Source organism: Paenibacillus sp. FSL W8-0439 (genome assembly GCF_038008995.1).
Classification (GTDB): Bacteria; Bacillota; Bacilli; order Paenibacillales; family Paenibacillaceae; genus Paenibacillus; species Paenibacillus polymyxa.
In genome coordinates, this window is the sequence record NZ_JBBPAK010000001.1 from 2,317,520 (window position 1) to 2,333,642 (window position 16,123).

The window sequence follows — 16,123 nt, forward strand, 5'->3', positions numbered from 1 at the left end:
ATGACTCAAGATCATTCATTTCAAGAGTTTCTTTACAGTTGACAAAGCAAAAGGAATAATGTATATTTCTGAATGCTGATTTAATAGTAATTATTACGATTAAAACAATAATAAACCAATATTAAAGGGAGTGCACCAGCAATGAATAAGAAACCAATCCCGGTAACCGTGTTGAGCGGGTATTTGGGTGCAGGAAAAACGACGATTCTGAATCATGTATTAAACAATCGAGACGGAATGAAAGTAGCAGTCATCGTTAATGACATGAGTGAAGTGAATATAGATGCCGAGCTGGTTAAGAAAGAGGGCGGCTTGTCCCGAACAGAAGAAAAACTGGTCGAGTTGTCTAATGGCTGTATTTGCTGTACATTGCGTGAAGATTTATTACTTGAGGTCAAGAAGCTGGCGGAACAAGGTGAGTTTGATTATATATTAATCGAATCTACAGGCATCAGTGAACCCGTACCCATCGCTCAAACCTTCACATACGCTGATGAAGGAACAGGCATTGATTTAGCTTCGCTGGCAAAACTGGATTGTATGGTGACTGTAGTCGATGCGAACCGTTTCTGGCATGACTTTGAATCAGGAGAAACGCTGCTGGATCGCAAGCAGGCTACTGGAGAAGATGACACACGTGATATCTCGGACTTGCTAATTGACCAGATTGAAACTTGTGATGTATTGATTCTGAATAAGTGCGATCTGGTTCAGCCCGCAGAGCTGGACAAGCTGGAGGGTGTGCTGCGGAGATTGCAGCCTGAAGCCCGAATCATTCGCACCTCCAAGGGAAAGGTCACGCCTACGGACATTTTAAATACGGGGCTGTTCAACTTTGACAAAGCTAGTCAATCCGCTGGATGGATTCGCGAGCTGGAGCTGGAAAGCCACACACCGGAGACGGACGAATATGGAATCAACTCCTTTGTTTATCGCCGCAGAAGACCGTTCCATCCTGCAAGATTGGCAGAATTTATGAGCTACTGGCCGGAGGAAATCGTTCGCGCCAAGGGTTTGGCCTGGATTGCAGCCCCCCAGGATTGGGCAGCGAGTATCAGCCAGGCAGGGCCATCTATTCAATTTGGTCCAGCGGGAAGCTGGCTTGCGGCGTTGCCAGAAGAAGAACAGCAGGAAATCGTCGCGGCCAACCCTGAGGTTCTGGACCATTGGGATGAGCAATGGGGAGACCGCTTGAACGAAATCGTTATGATCGGTATTGGAATGAATCGGCTGAACTTGGAAGAAGAGCTAGATGAATGTCTGCTGAACGATAGCGAAATGGAAATGGACTGGTCCAGCTTTGAGAATCCGTTGCCTTGGCCAACAGGAAGAAACTAGTTGATCCATTCAGTAATAAAATCCATACACTTTTTGGCGGCTGGAGCCATGTTCTTTGAGGAGGCAGTAGCGATACCAACGGAACGGAAATATGGTCCATCCAAGGGCCGAATACAAATTTCATAAGGGTTTTGAACTAAAATCATTTCGGGCAGGATACTTACGCCCAGGCCATTTTGCACCATAGCCATAATGGCATGATCATCTTCTAATTCATATTTGATTTTCGGAACAAGCTTATGCTGGGAAAAAATTCTCTGTACATCTGTGTCACAGCCTGAAGCCGGCATAATGAAGGGCTCATGGAGAAGCTGATCCACACGTATGCTTGTTTGCTCCCGAAGCACATGATTAGATGGAAGTACGCACAGCATTCTTTCTTTTTTTAACGGTAATACTTCCAGTCCATCGAGAGTAGGCAAATTAACGAAGCCAAAATCAGCTTCTCCGCTGGCTATCCAATTTTCAATGTCATGGTAGTTCCCGTCAAGCAACTTTAGTTCAATAAATGGAAACTGCTCGTTAAACTTTTGGATAATCCCAGGCAACCAATGGATGGATACACTTGAGAATGTGCCTATCTTTACAGTTCCGGTTTCCAATCCTTTGATGAGGGCGACCTCTTGATACAGCTTTTCATTCATTTGTATGATTTCTCTGAAATGCTTCATCAGATGTTCTCCGTTGCTGGTCAATTGGATGCCTGAACGTCCTCTAATTAAAAGAGTCAGGCCCAATTCCTGCTCCAAAGCGGAAACGGCATGGCTAATAGCGGATTGTGTAAGATTGAGAAGTTCTCCTGCTTTGGTAAAGCTTCCTGCTTCTATTACGCTAAGAAAGACCTTATATTTAAACAAATTCATATGTCCTCCAACTTAGAATGAAATATATTCATACATAATATCATATATATTCATTTTTTTTATCTCAGCTTTGTGGTTATAATCGAACTTGAGAAAAATGCCGATTAATCATTAATTTCTGGGAGGTACCTATGAGTTCAATTGCAAAGACACCACAGCCCCCTTATTATGCAGCTATTTTTACTTCTGAACGTCCGGAAGGGGATGGTGGATACGGAAAGATGGGGGACAAAATGGTGGAACTGGCTGCCAAGCAGCCTGGCTTTCTAGGTGTGGAAAGTGTTCGTGACCAAAACGGAGTGGGCATCACAGTGTCCTATTGGGAGTCCTTGGACGCTATAAAACATTGGAAGGATAACGAGCTGCACAAGGTAGCACAGGAGAAAGGGAAATCCGAGTGGTATACAGCATTCGGTTTAAGAGTGAGCAAGGTAGAACGAGATTATTTTTTTACAGTGTAAACATGAAATGCGCACTGGCCCTGTAATTACAAAAGGAGCGTCTTCCAAGCCATAAACGGCTGGCAGGACACTCCTTTTTTTGTTCCTATGCTTATAACTCTTACGGGCTATGTGTATATGCTCAGGAGTTAGATGTATTTACCGGCTTCATCTCCTGTATAGCTTCTTTCAAACTTTGTGAGCATTGTTCGTATAGTTGTTTTCTTTGCTGCTCACTGGAGCCAGATGCGAGCTTTTGCAATTCAGTAGTGCACTGTTCTAATAGAGTCAGCACGGCTTGATTAGAGTCCTGTACCTTGGATTGTTGTACATTATCGCTATATTGGTCAATATATAGTTCTCCTTGTGTGTCCACCTGGGCAAAAAACACATCTTTGACCGTTAGACTCTTTTCCTTTAGCTTGGCATCCAGCCATTGCTGAGTAATCCCCATGTATGCCATTTGTTGCTCCATAAGTTGTCCATCCATAATGACTGCTGTAGGTTCCTTCTCCGGTAGCTGCAGCATATTCAGATCCTTAAGCGTCACAGGCTGCTTGTCTTTGGTTAACAGCACATTAACTTCGCCACTAGTTTCCATAAGAGCAAATTCTACATCAGCTACTTTGAATACATTCTTGCTTCGAAGCTGTTCCATGAGTTCATCCAGGGTGAGTCGCTCTTTTCTCAGATTATCCTCTAAAATTTTGCCGTCTTTGATTAGGACTGTCGTCTTTCCATCTGATAAATCCCTGACTTTCTTGCTTTTAATTTGCAAAAATTCAATGCCAAGTGTTGTCAGTACCCATACGGCTAACGATACAGTACCCAAGTACCAGGAGGATTCGCGTTCCAAAGGGATAGAAGCAGCCAAGTTACCAATGGTGATTCCAGTTATATATTCGAACAAGGAAAGCTGTGATACCTGACGTTTTCCGAGAATCTTGGTAATCACAAAAAGAATAACGATGGCTAATAACGTACGTAAAGCTACAATGGTCCATTCCTGCATTTGTCCAACCTCATTTCATTTCGCCATAAGGGCGCTACTATTCCAAGGATGTCCGCGCCAAGTCCCATTTAAACTCTAATCTACCCAAATTTAAATAACAGACTGTCACCTATCCGATTCAATGCAATATAAAATTAAAATTTTCTATCGTTCAATTACCATTGTCTATTAGTCAAGCGATTGACGGAAAGGAGGGAGCAGGATACATTATAGATATAATTCATATTTAATCAATCGGGATTATAAACATTAAACTCGCGGAGGTATGTATATGTCATCCAAACCTAAAGTTGTAGTGTGGAGCAAAACCGGCTGTCATTTTTGTGGAGAGATCAAATCGTACCTAGAATCCCAAAATCAGCCGTATGAAAATATCCAAGTGGACGGTAATGATGCACTGCGTGATGTGTTGGAGACCAAATATGGTATTCGCTATGTTCCTGTCGTAGAGGTAGGCGGAGATAACAAATATGAAGCACTTCTTAACCCGGATCTGGAAGAGCTGGGTAAAGTGCTGGAAAGTTATAATCAAGCGGTATAACAATTATATTCAAGAGAGGTGGAAGAGCCATGGCTAAGAATAGACAGATTAAATTGGGTGCGATAATTCACGGTGTTGGGGGAAGCATGACGACTTGGCGCCACCCTGATGTACCGGCGGATGCCAGTGTTAATTTTGAATTTTATAAAACGCAGGCGCAAAAGGCAGAGGAAGGGAAGTTTGATCTCGTATTTATCGCAGACGGTTTGTTTATTAACGAAAAATCCATTCCTCACTTTCTGAACCGTTTTGAGCCAATTACGATTTTGTCTGCTTTGGCTGGGGTGACGAAGCATATCGGACTGGTCGGCACATTGTCGACTTCCTATAGCGAACCGTTCACGGTAGCACGCCAGTTTTCTTCCATTGATCATATTAGTGGAGGTCGTGCAGGCTGGAATGTAGTGACTTCCCCGCTGGAAGGTTCTGCTCTTAACTTTAACAAAGGGGAGCATCCATCGCATCCACAGCGCTATAAAATTGCCGATGAATATTTGCAGGTTACCAAAGGACTATGGGACTCGTGGGAAGAGGATGCGTTCGTTCGTGATAAGGAAGCCGGCGTATTCTTTGATCCCGACAAGCTGCATACACTGAACCACAAAGGTGAGTTTTTCTCTGTGCAGGGTCCGCTTAACATTGGACGATCCAAGCAGGGACAGCCGGTCATTTTCCAGGCGGGTTCCTCAGAAGATGGCAAAAACCTGGCTGCCAAGGAAGCGGATGCTGTATTTACAGGACATGAAACCTTGGAGGAAGCACAGCAGTTTTACCGTGATGTGAAGGAACGTGCGGTACGCTATGGCAGATCAGAAGAGGATATTGTCATTTTGCCAGGCATTTCGCCGATTATCGGCAGTACGCCAGAGGAAGCGGAACGCAAGTATGAGGAGATTACCAATCTAGTAACGATCGAGGCTGCGTTAAAATATTTGGGGCGTTTCTTCGATCATCATGATTTCTCACAATATCCGCTGGATGAGCCATTCCCTGAGCTTGATGGTATTGGCAGTAATTCATTCCGCAGTGGTACAGATAAAATTAAACGAACAGCCAAAGAGCAGAATTTGACCCTGCGTGAGGTTGCATTGCGTTCAGCTACGCCGAGAACCTCTTTTATTGGGACTGCTGAGCAGGTGGCGGATCGAGTGCAAGAGTGGTTTGAAGGAAAAGGCGCAGACGGATTCATTATCGGTTCCGACGTGCCAACGGGCCTACATGATTTCGTAAATCTAGTTGTGCCTATTTTGCAGGAGCGCGGTATTTACCGTCAGGATTATGAATTTAGCACATTGCGTGAAAACCTGGGCGTACCGATTCCTGAGAATCGTTATACAGCAGCCAGATCCAAAGTGAAAGTTGACGCATAACAGAAGGAGAGAATGAGATGTCCAAGGTTGTCATCCTATCAGGCAGTCCATCTACACAATCCCGTTTGTACGGCTTGATTCACTATGCAACTGAGCAGTTACGGGAGGCTGGAGCAGAGGTTACATTACTGAATGTGGTCGACTTGCCAGCTGAGGATTTGATCAAAGCTAACTTTAATAGTCCCGACGTCACAGCATCGCTTGCGTTGCTTGCAGACGCAGATGCCGTCATTGTGGCTTCGCCAGTATATAAAGCCGCCTATTCAGGGCTATTGAAAATATTTCTGGATCTGGTTCCGCAGGAAGGTCTGAGAGAGAAGCCTGTCTTGCCTTTATTTATCGGCGGTACACTGGCCCATCTGCTGGTCATTGACTACGCCCTGAAGCCGGTGCTCAACGCGCTGGGGGGAAGACATATTCTTGGTGGGGTGTATGCGGTGGATCAGTGGGTCGAGCGCCTGCCGGGTGGAGCATATGGATTGTCCGAAGAGTTGGTTGTACGATTGGACCGTTCGGTTAAAGAACTAAATGAACTGTTAAAGTTATAGATATTTTCAATATTTCCATTGACAGGTCGTTCAGTGAGTTTTATGATACAAAAAACCAAGTTAACTCATTGGATAAATGTATATAAAACTTACTGGGGGACTTGCGTATGAATATCGAGAATATGGAAGCCTTTGTATACGTGAATCATTATGGAAGTTTTAATAAGGCGGCAGAAGCGTTGTTCTTGTCACAGCCCTCTGTCACAGCCCGGATTCAGACGCTGGAACGCGAGCTTGAGTGTAAGTTATTCGACCGTCAAAGCAAACAAACGATTCTGACCGAGGATGGACGAAAGTTTCTTCCTTATGCAGAGCAGATGCTCCAAGTGCTGCAAAAAGGGAAGCAAAAGCTTCAACAGCGCAAGAAAGCCCCTCAGCAAATTCGAATCGGCTGCACGATATCGGTGTCGAACTACATTATTCCTGAAATATTAAAGCAGCTTCGTGCTCGGTATCCGGAAATCAACTACAAAATTGTGACGGCTACGACGGATCAACTGGTACATAAGCTGTTGAACCGTGAGGTAGACATTAGTTTTGTCCGTAAAGTGATGCATCCGGCTATTCGTACGCTTGCATTTTATGAAGACCCGATTTCCCTGTATGTTTATGAAGGCCATCCGTTTACGAAGACAGGTAAGGCTAGCATACAGGATATCCAACGTGAAACACTGGTGTTTTTTGAGTGCGGATCATTAGATTGGATGAGGATTCATCGATCTTTTGAATCACTGGAGCAACCACCGGATATAGCTTTTCAGGTAGACAATGTGGTCACGGCCAAAAAGCTGGTATTGCAACAGGCGGGCATTGCCTTTTTGCCGGATGTCTGTGTGAACCGCGAAGTGAAGGATCAGAAGCTGTTCCGCATTCATGTTCCAGAGGTGGCTGGGGTATCTATGCAGATTAGCATAATCGCGACCAAAGAAGACTGCGCAGTGACCTCGGATTTTGCAGATGCACTGACAGAAGGCTTCAGGGAGGCTGTTTTGTTATAGAAAAGTTCTATAGGTTGGTGGATTGACGTATTGATTTCCAAGTGTTAAATTAATCACATCCTAAAACCAATTAAGTTTATAGGAATTATAAAATATCAAATGTTATAGCTACCATGTATGTCGCAAACTGCTGATATGCAAAGAGATGAGGGGGATTCATATGAAAAAGTGGTTTGCAATATTGTCTGTTATGGCAATCATTCTGGTGTTGGCAGGCTGCGGTTCCTCAGATGACACGTCTAGTGCGTCAGGTTCAAGCGGAGACGTGAAGAAAATTATCGTAGGCACAGGTACTCAATTTAAAAATGTATGCTTTATTGACGAAAATGGAAATTTAACAGGCTTTGATGTGGAGCTGATTAAGGAGCTGGACAAGCGCCTGCCTCAATACGAGTTTGAATTCAAAACGATGGATTTTGGAAATTTGCTGCTCAGTCTCGATGCCGGCAAGATTGATCTGGTATCGCATCAAATGGAGAAAAACCCGGAACGCGAAGCCAAGTATCTGTTCAACAAAAATCCGTATAGCATTTTTCTGAACAGAGTGGCTGTAGCGAAGGATAATAATAGCATTCATTCCATTGATGATTTAAAAGGGAAAAAGGTACTTACCAGTCCAACCAGTAATGCGGCGTATGTGCTGAAAGAATATAACAAAACCCACGGGGATGCTCTGAATATCGTATATACGTCTGGTGCAGCCAATGATACGGTGCAACAAATTACGAGCGGCCGTATAGATGCGACCATTACGACAGACTTTGCGAACCGTTTTAACACCGATGAAAAAGGAGAAGTAGCTCTGAAAACCGTCGGTGATCCTTTGACTCAATCGGATGTGCTGTATGTACTGAACAAAAATGAGCAAGGATTGGCGGATGACCTGGACAAAGCCATTCAGGAAGTGAAGGACGACGGCACGTTGTCGAAGCTGAGCATCAAATGGCTTGGAGAGGACTTCACAAAGTCCCTGGAGGATGTGAAAAAAGAAGGTTCCAGCAGTAAGAAGTAAGGACAGACTTGGACATTTCAGCGGTCAGGGTACTTTATGTATTCTGACCGCTGATGTATAGAAAGGAGGCAGGCATATGAGCAGAGAGTTCAATATTGATTATGTTTTTAGCTTTATCCCGAAAATGCTGTCCTATTTGCACATCACCTTGTTTATTGTGGCAAGCTCGCTTGTGTTGGGACTGATCATTGGTCTGTTGGTTGCGCTGCCTCGCATGTATAACATTCCATTTCTCAAACGTGTTTCTCAGGTGTATGTTTCTTTTTTCCGTGGAACCCCTATTCTAATTCAATTGTTTCTGGTGTATTACGGCCTGCCAGAGCTACTAAAGCTGGTGGATATCAATTCCTCCAGATGGGATGTGCTGTGGTTTGCTGTAGCGACCTATGCGCTCAACAGTGGAGCCTTTATTTCTGAAATTATCAGGTCTGGTGTAGGAGCTGTAGATCGGGGACAAATCGAGGCTGCACAGTCAGTCGGCATGTCAGGCTATCAGGCTTTTACACGTATCATCTTGCCACAAGCGCTGGCTGTGGTGGTTCCCGTATTTTCCAATCTGGTCATTGGTAATTTGAAGGATACTTCGCTGGCGTTTACCATCGGTGCGATGGAGATGACAGGAAAATCGCAAACATTAGGCTCGGCTACCCAGCATTTTGTTGAAACGTATATCGCGTTGTCTCTTATCTATCTGGTGATCAGTCTGATTGTACAAAAATTATTCAAGGTGCTGGAAAATACGCTTCTCCGGCATGAGCATAGAGATTCAGTACAGAAAGAGCCCGCAAAACGAAAAGGTTTTGTGGTGCGTTACCTGAGAAGTCCTCGTCTGAGTAAAGGAGGTAAAGGCATATGAGTCTGGACTTTGGATTTGTATACACCGCCTTTTTGGGATTGTTCTCGGCGTTGCCCAACACTTTAATCATTACAGTGGTTTCCGTGCTGGCAGGGTTGGTCATCGGGATTATAACGGCGTTGGCGCGAATTTATAACGTTCCTGTGCTGTCGCAAATCTCTCACGGTTACGTTACTTTTATACGAGGTACACCGATGCTGATGCATCTGCTGCTTATTTATTTCAGTTTGCCCTTGTTGATTGACGCAGGAGCGAAGCATTTCGGATGGTCACTGCAATCCAAAGACGTACCTTATATGGTATTTGCACTCATTTCGTTTTCCATTACCAGTGGCGCTTATATGTCTGAGGTCGTCCGTTCCGGAATCCAGTCGGTCAACAAGGGGCAGATTGAGGCGGCTTATGCGGTCGGTATGACGACATGGCAAGTATTGAGACGCATCGTATTTCCGCAGGCGTTCGTGGTGAGTTTGCCGAACCTGACGAATTCTGTTATTGGGATGCTGCATGGCTCTACCTTGGCCTTCACGGTTTCGGTCACAGAAATCCAGGCACAGGCTGAAATTCTGGCATCTACCAACTGGAAATATTTAGAGGTATATATTGCGGCAGCACTGCTATTTTGGGGCTTGACGGTATTGATTGAACGAATATCCGGCTTGGTGGAGAAAAAAATTAATGTGTTTAATGGAGGTCGAGCATCATGATCCGTCTGCAAAATATAACGAAGTCGTTCGGCAAACATGAAGTGCTCAAAGGCATTGATTTGACCGTGAACAAAGGCGAGGTCGTCGTTATTTTAGGCCCGAGCGGTTCAGGAAAAACAACCTTGCTACGCTGCATTAATTATCTAGAAAAGCCGAATGACGGAGAAGTCAGCATTGGAGATTTTACCGTGAATTGCAAGCGACCTGCGAAGAAGGATGTTGTGGCCTTGCGTAAAAAGACGGCTATGGTCTTCCAGCAATATAATTTGTTCAAGCATAAAACCGCGCTGGAAAATGTCATGGAGGGACTTGTTGTTGTCCGCAAGGTTAAGCAGGAGGAAGCGAAAAAAATCAGTGTTGAAGTGCTGGAAAAGGTTGGCCTCGGCGAAAAACTGAATCATTATCCGAGCCAGCTATCCGGTGGGCAGCAGCAGCGTGTCGGCATAGCGCGTGCTTTGGCGCTGAACCCGGAGGTGATTTTATTCGACGAGCCGACTTCGGCGCTGGACCCTGAGCTGGTGGGTGAGGTGCTGTCGGTAATCCGTAAGATTGCGAAGGAAGGCATAACCATGATTGTCGTGACACATGAAATGGGCTTTGCGCGCGATGTTTCAAACCATGTGGTATTTATGGATGGCGGTCATATTATCGAGGAGGGCACACCAGACGCCATTTTTAACCACCCCAGAGAGGAGCGTACCCAACAATTCCTGAAACGAATTACACCAGAATATAACTATTCCATTTAGACGGGAGAGGGAGACATGAGCATTGAAATCGGAGTATTGGATCAAAGCCCTATACACGAGGGTGAAACGGCGGCACAGGCCCTTCGTAACACGATTAAGCTGGCGCAGCGTGTAGAAGAATTGGGATTCACGCGCTTTTGGGTATCAGAGCATCATGATTCCGAGCAGGTTGCTGGCTCATCGCCAGAGGTACTCATTTCCCATTTGTTGGCACGCACCGAGCGTATTACAATCGGGTCTGGTGGGGTGATGCTTCAGCATTACAGCCCATATAAAGTGGCTGAAAACTTTAATGTGCTAGCTTCTCTTGCACCGGGGCGTGTAGATTTGGGCATCGGACGTGCGCCAGGCGGGTTGCCGAAATCTACACAGGCGTTACAACGCAACGTGCATGATGCGCCTTCTCTCGAAGAGAAAATTGATGAAGTAAGTCGCTATATTCATAATATCCCGCCTGAAGAAGGACCGCTGGCCGGATTACAGGCGAATCCGATTCCGGAAATCCCAGCAGAGATTTATGTTTTGGGTACAAGTACAGACAGTGCTGGAATTGCTGCACGTTTGGGGTTACCCTATGTTTTTTCGCAATTTATTAATAGTAGTGAGCAGGTTGCACTGGATTCATTCCGTACGTATCGGGAGTCTTTCGATTACAGTTATGGACGTGAGCCGAAGGCACTTTTTGCGCTATCGGTTATTGTGGCAGACACTTCCGAAGAAGCAGCGGAGTTGGCAGGTGAGCAGAAGCTGTACAAGATTCACCTGGCCAGTGGCAAAACGGCTACGGTGGGTGCGCTGGAAAGTGCAGAGGAATTCGGTAAGCAATCGGGTGAAAAATATACAATTGAAGTCACACAAGCACAAATTAACAAAGGAAATAAAGATGAAATTTATACTGCGCTGACGGAAATACAAGCGAAGTATCAGGCAGATGAGCTGATCGTGACGACAGGCATACGGGATATCGAAAAGCGTGTGCGCTCATTCGAGTTGTTGCATGAAGCTTTTGCCGGGTTGCCTGTGCAGTCCTAGATACTATTGACATAAAAATTGTAACCAATATGGATTCACGAAGGAGGAATAGGGATGAGTGGATCAACCGGGACGAAGGAGCAGGTTTTGGAGCAGAAATTGGTGGAGGTTCGCCGTCATCTGCACCGTTATCCCGAGCTGTCTAACGAGGAGGTTGAAACTACCGCCTATATTCGCCGCCTGCTCAAAGAACAGGATATAACGATTTTGGATGTGCCGCTGCGTACCGGATTGGTAGCGGAAATCGGCGGACAGCAGGAAGGTCCAACGGTTGCGCTTCGTGCAGACATTGATGCACTGCCCATCCAGGAGGAGACGGGAATGCCCTATGCTTCGCTACATCCTGGCAAGATGCATGCCTGTGGGCATGATTTTCATACGGCATCCCTGTTAGGTGCAGCCGCATTGCTGAAGCAGCGGGAGCAAAAGCTGAAGGGTACGGTTCGACTGGTGTTCCAGCCAGCCGAGGAGAAAGCCAAAGGCGCTGCCCAAGTGCTGGACAGCGGTGCGCTGGCAGGGGTGCAGGCCATCTTCGGCCTGCATAACAAACCAGACCTGCCCGTAGGCACGGTCGGTATCAAAGAAGGACCGCTAATGGCAGCGGCAGACGGATTTTACATTGAGGTGGAGGGTCAGAGCACACATGCGGCAGTTCCGCATGCAGGGATTGACCCCATTGTGGTATCCTCGCATATCATTACGGCGCTGCAATCGATTGTGAGCAGGAGCGTTAACCCGCTCGATAGCGCGGTCATCAGTGTCACGAAGCTGCACAGTGGCAATGCTTGGAACATCATCCCAGACCGCGCTCATTTGGACGGAACCATCCGCACATTTGACGAGAATGTTCGAGCCCAGGTGGCTGAACGCTTCGAGCAGGTCGTCAAGGGCGTAGCCGATGCTTTTGGCACGAAAGCGACCATTCGCTGGATCGAGGGTCCGCCACCTGTACTGAACGACGGTAAGTTGGCTGTAATCGCGGTGCAGGCGGCCGAAGCGGTTGGTCTGGAGGTCGTTCGTCCCATACCTTCCTCGGCAAGCGAGGACTTTGGATTTTATCAGAAGAACGTCCCAGGTGTGTTTGTCTTTGTCGGTACTGCGGGAAGCCAGGAATGGCATCATCCTGCCTTTGATCTGGACGAACGCGCGCTACCGGGAACAGCGAAGTTGCTAGCTTCACTGGCTGAATCGGCGTTGAAATCCATAGAGTAGGAACACAACGCTACTCTATGGATGCTGATCCCCTCTCTATGAAGAGGGGATCTTTTTGTTTGACGGTATATTATTCCAATGATAATATAAAATGGTTATTTAATTCAAAATTGAGAGTGGGTGTAGGTGAGAGATAAACGTTTGTTATTTTGAATGTGCTCGTAAAAATAACAGGTACGGAGGTTGAAAAAATGCCGAAGAAAAAAGGAATGATCATGGCTTCTTTTTCATTGGTAATGGCTGCTTCTTTACTGGTTGGCGGAGCTAATGTCGGTTCAGCAGCCTCAGATTATGAAAGCACCTCGAATATAGAAATAACGAGTAATAGCTTGGCTGCCGCTGACTTACCTACCAAATTTAAGCCTTCGGTAGAATGGGTTTGGAAGAATAGGATAGTCAAAGAAGGCTCGACCAACCGTAAAAATTTGATTTTTGATCAAATTTATGCGGGAAAAGGAACGATAAATTATGTAGTGCGCTGGCAATCCTCTAAAAATATCACTCTTCAGCAGCGTAAAGATATGGCTTCCATGCTAAGTCGCCAAATAAATAACTGGAATAAGCAGCTAAAAGGATATGACGGCTGGCCGTATGATTATATTACTGTAAAAATAGTAGGCTGGGCCGTTGCAAATCCGTCGCAGATTCTTAACAAACAATCGAATGAAATCGTTTACACGGATACGATTACCGATGACTTAAGTAAAACAGACCCCAATATTCCGGCAAAACTTCCGGTTGCTCCTAATGCACTGTCGAGATTTGAACATTTTATGGACCCTAACTATACGTATCCGGGGGGACTGGACAAGCGATTTGATATGTACTTATGGGGAACGTCTAATTTTCAGGGTGGAGCCGGTGGTGACTGGGGACAACGTATGCCTGATGATTATATCCTGAGCACCTTGAATTCGGATGAAGTTCAGATCACAGAGCATGAGATGGGGCATGGATTCGGCTTGCCTGATTTCTATGAAGAGCACGAGCGTCCACCTGGCGGGTTCCCTGTGCCTACGATTATGTGGGCCGGAAATTCTCCTAAAATTACAGAGTGGGATACCTGGATGTTGCGTTATACCTGGAGCCAGGTCAAGAAAGACACCTCTCGTTTTCCCACCCGTTAAAAGAAAATGTATGTATTCAAAGGTTGTCTCCTGCGATTTTTGGTGGGAGACAACCTTTTTTATTTTATAGATAAACAGTTTGACTCGGATGGGACTGACTTTGGCTTTGCATCAGTATTGTGCCTTCATTTTCGTATGAATGAATCACTAAGAATGAACGGATGTACGATAGTATGTATAATGGACATCAGATATGAAAGAAAAGAGGACAGAAAGCGATGAGTCACGACGTGAATGCTCCTTATGATGTACATGTAGCATATGGACCAGTGTTTGAACTGCTCAGCAGCTTACACACTTTTATTTGTCGTAAAGCGTATAAGAAGACAGATTTAATAGCATCCAGATGGGCGGACCAAGTGCGTGGAACGCTGTCTCCGAGGCTGTCCGCGTTACTGGAGTCCATGGAAATCAATGCAGACTGGAAAATTATTTATGGACTTGTATGTATGCTTTCTGATCAGGGGGGCGTTGAAGAGGTCGTGGATCGTTTGGAAAGCCAGTCTTTACAGGAACTAAAGCAACAGGCATCAGCCTATGGGATTCCGCTGTCTGACGACATGGAGAACCTCCGTAAACTTGCTTTGCAACTGCTATCCGGCTGGAACGAGGAGTATTTTCGTCACGTGGATACAAGTATCCTTAGCGGCCTGGAACTGGAAGCTGAATGCAGAAAACGGGAGGAGAACGCATATAGCTCTATGGAGCGGGTGGATCGTATAACTAATGGCTTCCGATTCGAGCCTTCCGCTGGACTGACGCAGGTGTTGCTGGTACCGCAATATCATTTTCAGCCGATGAATATTATTTATCGATTTGGGTCACTTTTGTTATGTCATTATTCCGCAGGAGTATATGTTCAGGAGGATGATTTTTTATCACCACAGGAATACCGAATGATTCGAAGTTTAGGGGAGAAGAGCAGGCTCAAGATTTTAAAATATTTGTACCAAAGCCAGTCCCCGCGAACCTTCATTGAGATTGTCCGTCATCTCCAGCTATCCAAGGGAATCACGCATGATCATATATTTAAGCTCCGTGCCGCTGGCTTTATTCATGCACATTTTGATGGCGAAACATTGCTTGGCTACAGTGCACGGCTTACGGCTGTGGATGAGATGCATGGGAGTATCCTTGGTTATATGGAGCGAAGGTAGGTCGCAATATTAATCATTGACAAAATTATTTATTTGTGCTATAATTTACAATTAATTATATTGATATTATAATAAGGTTCTCCTGGCCAGGGGAATCTTATTTTTGTTTTTATGGGAGGATCAATGTATGAAGCCAAATGAGTCTAGTTTAACTTCCTTAATATCAGCTTTTGGCCGAGCATATCATAGTCAACATGACACACCCAAAATTTTTGATGATTTTATGGCTAAAGATTTAATTTCCCAAAATGAGTTTTCAGATATCAGAGAGAATATGATTAAAGGAATAGCGTTTTTCAATAAAGATATTGCGCAAAGGTTCCAAGATGATCCGGATGAAATTTTAAAATGGATTACACAAGTTCAACTTTCTCCAACGACCTTAGCACGTGCTGCATATTGTGAAAAAGTATTACTTAATGAAGTTAGGTTAGGATTACAGCAGTATGTCATACTAGGGGCCGGGTTAGATACGTTTTGTTTCCGACATCCAGAATTGAAAAATAGCTTAGAAATATTTGAAATGGATCATCCAGCAACACAGGAATCTAAAAAGAAAAGGTTAGCTCATGCAAATTTAAAAATACCGAGCAATCTTCATCTGGTTTCTATGGACTTTGCCCATCCATTTTCGTATTCCAATCTATTGGATGAAGGGTTTGCTAATAAAAAAACATTCTTTAGCCTTCTGGGTGTTTCTTATTATTTAACTAAGGAGGAAATTTCAAGATTAATAAATCATTTGTTTACCAAGGTCCCATCGGGGAGTTCGATCGTTTTTGACTATGCAGATGAAAACCTTTTTAAAGAGAAAGGCATGTCTAATCGAGTTGAAAATATGGTAAAAATGGCTTCAGTAAGTGGAGAACCCATGAAATCATGCTTTGCTTATGATGAAATTGAGGGAATGTTAGAAGCTTCAGATTTACTAATTTATGAACATCTATCCCCGGATACAATAAATAGCCTTTTCTTTGGTGAGAGGGCAGATTATTTGTCCGCATTCGAAACGATTCATTATATCCATGCTATAAAAAAATAATATAACAATAAATAAGAGACAGCCTCTCAATCTACTATTAGGGATTGAGAGGTTTTATTTAATTTGTAAAAGAATTTGGATAGATATTGATGAGCAGAGTTTTTATATAAAAAAATGCA

General features: G+C 44.7%; 17 protein-coding genes. 15 read left to right on the forward strand and 2 right to left on the reverse strand.

From position 1 onward, the window contains the following. The first annotated feature begins 141 nt into the window (after positions 1-141). The gene (locus MKX36_RS10300; protein WP_025364720.1) at positions 142-1,338 is read left to right on the forward strand and encodes a GTP-binding protein; all 1,197 of its coding nucleotides are present in this window, start codon (positions 142-144) and stop codon (positions 1,336-1,338) included. Here the strand turns inward: MKX36_RS10300 and MKX36_RS10305 are convergent. Further along, positions 1,335-2,201: a LysR family transcriptional regulator gene (locus MKX36_RS10305; protein WP_340864605.1), complete on the reverse strand. Its 867-nt coding sequence runs from the start codon at positions 2,199-2,201 to the stop codon at positions 1,335-1,337. The genes MKX36_RS10300 and MKX36_RS10305 overlap by 4 nt on opposite strands. Positions 2,202-2,332: 131 nt before the next feature. Between MKX36_RS10305 and MKX36_RS10310 the strand changes: the two genes are divergently transcribed. Continuing rightward, positions 2,333-2,662 carry an antibiotic biosynthesis monooxygenase family protein gene (locus MKX36_RS10310; RefSeq protein ID WP_340864606.1) on the forward strand — a complete coding sequence of 110 codons (330 nt, stop codon included), beginning with the start codon at positions 2,333-2,335 and terminating at the stop codon, positions 2,660-2,662. A gap of 121 nt (positions 2,663-2,783) precedes the next feature. On the opposite strand, the gene MKX36_RS10315 is transcribed toward MKX36_RS10310, so the two are convergent. Beyond that, positions 2,784-3,653: a DUF421 domain-containing protein gene (locus MKX36_RS10315; protein ID WP_019687077.1), complete on the reverse strand. Its 870-nt coding sequence runs from the start codon at positions 3,651-3,653 to the stop codon at positions 2,784-2,786. A 271-nt stretch (positions 3,654-3,924) separates the two neighbouring features. On the opposite strand from MKX36_RS10315, the gene MKX36_RS10320 reads away from it, so the two are divergent. From MKX36_RS10320 to MKX36_RS10380, 13 genes are all read left to right on the forward strand, one after another. Further along, entirely contained in the window at positions 3,925-4,194 is a 270-nt protein-coding gene (locus MKX36_RS10320; RefSeq protein WP_017428368.1) for a glutaredoxin family protein, read from the forward strand. A 29-nt stretch (positions 4,195-4,223) separates the two neighbouring features. Continuing rightward, the gene (locus tag MKX36_RS10325; protein WP_164965529.1) at positions 4,224-5,564 is read left to right on the forward strand and encodes an LLM class flavin-dependent oxidoreductase; all 1,341 of its coding nucleotides are present in this window, start codon (positions 4,224-4,226) and stop codon (positions 5,562-5,564) included. 17 nt (positions 5,565-5,581) lie between these two features. Continuing rightward, the gene (gene ssuE, locus MKX36_RS10330; protein ID WP_016821107.1) at positions 5,582-6,112 is read left to right on the forward strand and encodes an NADPH-dependent FMN reductase; all 531 of its coding nucleotides are present in this window, start codon (positions 5,582-5,584) and stop codon (positions 6,110-6,112) included. A 107-nt stretch (positions 6,113-6,219) separates the two neighbouring features. Further along, positions 6,220-7,110 carry a LysR family transcriptional regulator gene (locus tag MKX36_RS10335; protein ID WP_025364723.1) on the forward strand — a complete coding sequence of 297 codons (891 nt, stop codon included), beginning with the start codon at positions 6,220-6,222 and terminating at the stop codon, positions 7,108-7,110. 160 nt (positions 7,111-7,270) lie between these two features. Continuing rightward, positions 7,271-8,122, forward strand: a complete 852-nt coding sequence (locus MKX36_RS10340) for a transporter substrate-binding domain-containing protein (protein ID WP_016821109.1) — start codon at positions 7,271-7,273, stop codon at positions 8,120-8,122. Between the two features lie 76 nt (positions 8,123-8,198). Next, positions 8,199-8,978: an amino acid ABC transporter permease gene (locus MKX36_RS10345; RefSeq protein WP_016821110.1), complete on the forward strand. Its 780-nt coding sequence runs from the start codon at positions 8,199-8,201 to the stop codon at positions 8,976-8,978. Then, positions 8,975-9,685, forward strand: coding sequence for an amino acid ABC transporter permease (locus tag MKX36_RS10350; RefSeq protein ID WP_013370901.1), 711 nt, complete (start codon positions 8,975-8,977; stop codon positions 9,683-9,685). Before MKX36_RS10345 ends, MKX36_RS10350 begins: the two co-directional genes overlap by 4 nt. Then, on the forward strand, positions 9,682-10,434 hold the full coding sequence (locus MKX36_RS10355; protein ID WP_222821745.1) for an amino acid ABC transporter ATP-binding protein: 753 nt from the start codon (positions 9,682-9,684) through the stop codon (positions 10,432-10,434). The genes MKX36_RS10350 and MKX36_RS10355 overlap by 4 nt, the downstream gene beginning before the upstream one ends. 15 nt (positions 10,435-10,449) lie before the next feature. Then, positions 10,450-11,466 carry an LLM class flavin-dependent oxidoreductase gene (locus MKX36_RS10360; RefSeq protein ID WP_340864607.1) on the forward strand — a complete coding sequence of 339 codons (1,017 nt, stop codon included), beginning with the start codon at positions 10,450-10,452 and terminating at the stop codon, positions 11,464-11,466. Between the two features lie 54 nt (positions 11,467-11,520). Continuing rightward, positions 11,521-12,678, forward strand: a complete 1,158-nt coding sequence (locus tag MKX36_RS10365; RefSeq protein ID WP_340864608.1) for an amidohydrolase — start codon at positions 11,521-11,523, stop codon at positions 12,676-12,678. A 191-nt stretch (positions 12,679-12,869) separates the two neighbouring features. Further along, on the forward strand, positions 12,870-13,805 hold the full coding sequence (locus MKX36_RS10370) for a hypothetical protein (RefSeq protein ID WP_039277202.1): 936 nt from the start codon (positions 12,870-12,872) through the stop codon (positions 13,803-13,805). 218 nt (positions 13,806-14,023) lie between these two features. Next, positions 14,024-14,962, forward strand: coding sequence for an ArsR family transcriptional regulator (locus MKX36_RS10375; protein ID WP_039277204.1), 939 nt, complete (start codon positions 14,024-14,026; stop codon positions 14,960-14,962). Between the two features lie 127 nt (positions 14,963-15,089). Further along, positions 15,090-16,004 carry a class I SAM-dependent methyltransferase gene (locus tag MKX36_RS10380; protein ID WP_017428376.1) on the forward strand — a complete coding sequence of 305 codons (915 nt, stop codon included), beginning with the start codon at positions 15,090-15,092 and terminating at the stop codon, positions 16,002-16,004. Positions 16,005-16,123 lie beyond the last annotated feature (119 nt).

Coding starts and splice junctions, on each gene's coding strand:
- MKX36_RS10300 (WP_025364720.1), top strand. CDS start 142: ATGAATAAGAAACCAATCCCGGTAACCGTGTTGAGCGGGTATTTGGGT.
- MKX36_RS10305 (WP_340864605.1), bottom strand. CDS start 2,201: ATGAATTTGTTTAAATATAAGGTCTTTCTTAGCGTAATAGAAGCAGGA.
- MKX36_RS10310 (WP_340864606.1), top strand. CDS start 2,333: ATGAGTTCAATTGCAAAGACACCACAGCCCCCTTATTATGCAGCTATT.
- MKX36_RS10315 (WP_019687077.1), bottom strand. CDS start 3,653: ATGCAGGAATGGACCATTGTAGCTTTACGTACGTTATTAGCCATCGTT.
- MKX36_RS10320 (WP_017428368.1), top strand. CDS start 3,925: ATGTCATCCAAACCTAAAGTTGTAGTGTGGAGCAAAACCGGCTGTCAT.
- MKX36_RS10325 (WP_164965529.1), top strand. CDS start 4,224: ATGGCTAAGAATAGACAGATTAAATTGGGTGCGATAATTCACGGTGTT.
- ssuE (WP_016821107.1), top strand. CDS start 5,582: ATGTCCAAGGTTGTCATCCTATCAGGCAGTCCATCTACACAATCCCGT.
- MKX36_RS10335 (WP_025364723.1), top strand. CDS start 6,220: ATGAATATCGAGAATATGGAAGCCTTTGTATACGTGAATCATTATGGA.
- MKX36_RS10340 (WP_016821109.1), top strand. CDS start 7,271: ATGAAAAAGTGGTTTGCAATATTGTCTGTTATGGCAATCATTCTGGTG.
- MKX36_RS10345 (WP_016821110.1), top strand. CDS start 8,199: ATGAGCAGAGAGTTCAATATTGATTATGTTTTTAGCTTTATCCCGAAA.
- MKX36_RS10350 (WP_013370901.1), top strand. CDS start 8,975: ATGAGTCTGGACTTTGGATTTGTATACACCGCCTTTTTGGGATTGTTC.
- MKX36_RS10355 (WP_222821745.1), top strand. CDS start 9,682: ATGATCCGTCTGCAAAATATAACGAAGTCGTTCGGCAAACATGAAGTG.
- MKX36_RS10360 (WP_340864607.1), top strand. CDS start 10,450: ATGAGCATTGAAATCGGAGTATTGGATCAAAGCCCTATACACGAGGGT.
- MKX36_RS10365 (WP_340864608.1), top strand. CDS start 11,521: ATGAGTGGATCAACCGGGACGAAGGAGCAGGTTTTGGAGCAGAAATTG.
- MKX36_RS10370 (WP_039277202.1), top strand. CDS start 12,870: ATGCCGAAGAAAAAAGGAATGATCATGGCTTCTTTTTCATTGGTAATG.
- MKX36_RS10375 (WP_039277204.1), top strand. CDS start 14,024: ATGAGTCACGACGTGAATGCTCCTTATGATGTACATGTAGCATATGGA.
- MKX36_RS10380 (WP_017428376.1), top strand. CDS start 15,090: ATGAAGCCAAATGAGTCTAGTTTAACTTCCTTAATATCAGCTTTTGGC.